The organism is Endozoicomonas sp. Mp262 (assembly GCF_025643335.1).
Lineage (GTDB): Bacteria > Pseudomonadota > Gammaproteobacteria > Pseudomonadales > Endozoicomonadaceae > Endonucleibacter.
On the sequence record NZ_CP092489.1, the window covers coordinates 1,035,001 to 1,037,500 of the forward strand.

General features: G+C 53.0%; 1 rRNA gene (cut by both window edges). It reads right to left on the reverse strand.

The features are described 5' to 3' along the window. Window positions 1-2,500: ribosomal RNA gene (locus MJ595_RS04515) — 23S ribosomal RNA — on the reverse strand (it extends past both window edges: 32 nt to the left, 940 nt to the right).

The window sequence follows — 2,500 nt, forward strand, 5'->3', positions numbered from 1 at the left end:
TAGCTCAACGCCTCACAACGCTTACACACCCAGCCTATCAACGTCATAGTCTTTAACGGCTCTTCAGGACTCTCTAGGAGTCAGGGAAGTCTCATCTTGAAGGGGGCTTCCCGCTTAGATGCTTTCAGCGGTTATCCCGTCCGAACATAGCTACCGGGCAATGCGTCTGGCGACACAACCCGAACACCAGTGGTTCGTCCACTCCGGTCCTCTCGTACTAGGAGCAGCTCTCCTCAAACTTCCAACGTCCACGGCAGATAGGGACCGAACTGTCTCACGACGTTCTAAACCCAGCTCGCGTACCACTTTAAATGGCGAACAGCCATACCCTTGGGACCGGCTTCAGCCCCAGGATGTGATGAGCCGACATCGAGGTGCCAAACACCGCCGTCGATGTGAACTCTTGGGCGGTATCAGCCTGTTATCCCCGGAGTACCTTTTATCCGTTGAGCGATGGCCCTTCCATTCAGAACCACCGGATCACTAAGACCTACTTTCGTACCTGCTCGAGATGTACCTCTCGCAGTCAAGCGCGCTTGTGCCTTTACACTAACCGTACGATGTCCGACCGTACTTAGCGCACCTTCGTGCTCCTCCGTTACTCTTTGGGAGGAGACCGCCCCAGTCAAACTACCCACCACACAATGTCCCCGATCCCGATTAGGGACCTGGGTTAGAACCTCAATATTGCCAGGGTGGTATTTCAAGGTTGGCTCCACGCAGACTGGCGTCCACGCTTCAAAGCCTCCCACCTATCCTACACAAGCAACATCAAGATCCACTGTGAAGCTATAGTAAAGGTTCACGGGGTCTTTCCGTCTAGCCGCGGATACACTGCATCTTAACAGCGATTTCAATTTCACTGAGTCTCGGGTGGAGACAGCTTGGCCATCGTTACGCCATTCGTGCAGGTCGGAACTTACCCGACAAGGAATTTCGCTACCTTAGGACCGTTATAGTTACGGCCGCCGTTTACCGGGGCTTCGATCAAGAGCTTCCCTCACCACCAAATTGCTCTCGCACACGTTGCATTAACATCTGACGCATTTTTTTGTTGCGCTTTAGTTTAGCTTCGCGAGCTCTCGCAAACTCTTTGACTTGATATGCTTCATAGTAAGCAATGCGCCATATTCTACCCTTGGTAGAAGCATTCATACCCGAATTATGTTGATCTAATCTTTTTCGAAGATCAGAGCTATAACCCAGATAAAAATCTGTCTCATCGTTTACGTTTTGAATCACATATATGTAGTACATAAGAGCAATTTGGTGGTGAGGTAACCCCATCAATTAACCTTCCGGCACCGGGCAGGCGTCACACCGTATACGTCCACTTTCGTGTTTGCACAGTGCTGTGTTTTTAATAAACAGTCGCAGCCAACTGGTCTCTGCGACCCCCACTAGCTTACGGAGCAAGTCCGATCACCGGCGGGGGCGTACCTTCTCCCGAAGTTACGGTACCATTTTGCCTAGTTCCTTCACCCGAGTTCTCTCAAGCGCCTTGGTATTCTCTACCTGACCACCTGTGTCGGTTTGGGGTACGGTCCCTGTTGACCTGAAGCTTAGAAGTTTTTCCTGGAAGCCTGGCATCGACCACTTCCCGATCTTAAAGATCGGTCGTCATCGGTTCTCGGCCTTGAGGGTCCGGATTTGCCTGAACCCTCGGCCTACGACCTTAAACATGGACAACCATCGCCATGCTGGCCTAGCCTTCTCCGTCACTCCATCGCAGTCAACAGCGGTACGGGAATATTAACCCGTTTCCCATCGATTACGTCTTTCGACCTCACCTTAGGGGCCGACTCACCCTGCGCCGATTAGCGTTGCGCAGGAACCCTTGGTCTTCCGGCGAGGGGGCCTCTCACCCCCTTTATCGTTACTCATGTCAGCATTCGCACTCCTGATACCTCCAGCCTGCCTCCCGGCTTGACCTTCAACGGCTTACAGGACGCTCCTCTACCGCTCAACACCTAAGTGCTGAACCCGTAGCTTCGGTGAATAGTTTGAGCCCCGTTACATCTTCCGCGCGAGCCGACTCGACCAGTGAGCTATTACGCTTTCTTTAAAGGGTGGCTGCTTCTAAGCCAACCTCCTGGCTGTCTGGGCCTTCTCACATCGTTTCCCACTTAACTATTACTTGGGGACCTTAGCTGACGGTCTGGGTTGTTTCCCTTTCCACGACGGACGTTAGCACCCGCCGTGTGTCTCCCGTGATTGCACTCATCGGTATTCGGAGTTTGCATGGGGTTGGTAAGTCGGGATGACCCCCTAGCCCAAACAGTGCTCTACCCCCGATGGTGAGACACGAGGCGCTACCTAAATAGCTTTCGAGGAGAACCAGCTATCTCCGGGCTTGATTAGCCTTTCACTCCTAGCCACAAGTCATCCCCCGGCTTTTCAACGACGGTGGGTTCGGTCCTCCAATCAGTGTTACCTGATCTTCAACCTGCTCATGGCTAGATCGCCCGGTTTCGGGTCTACACCCTGCGACTATGGCGCC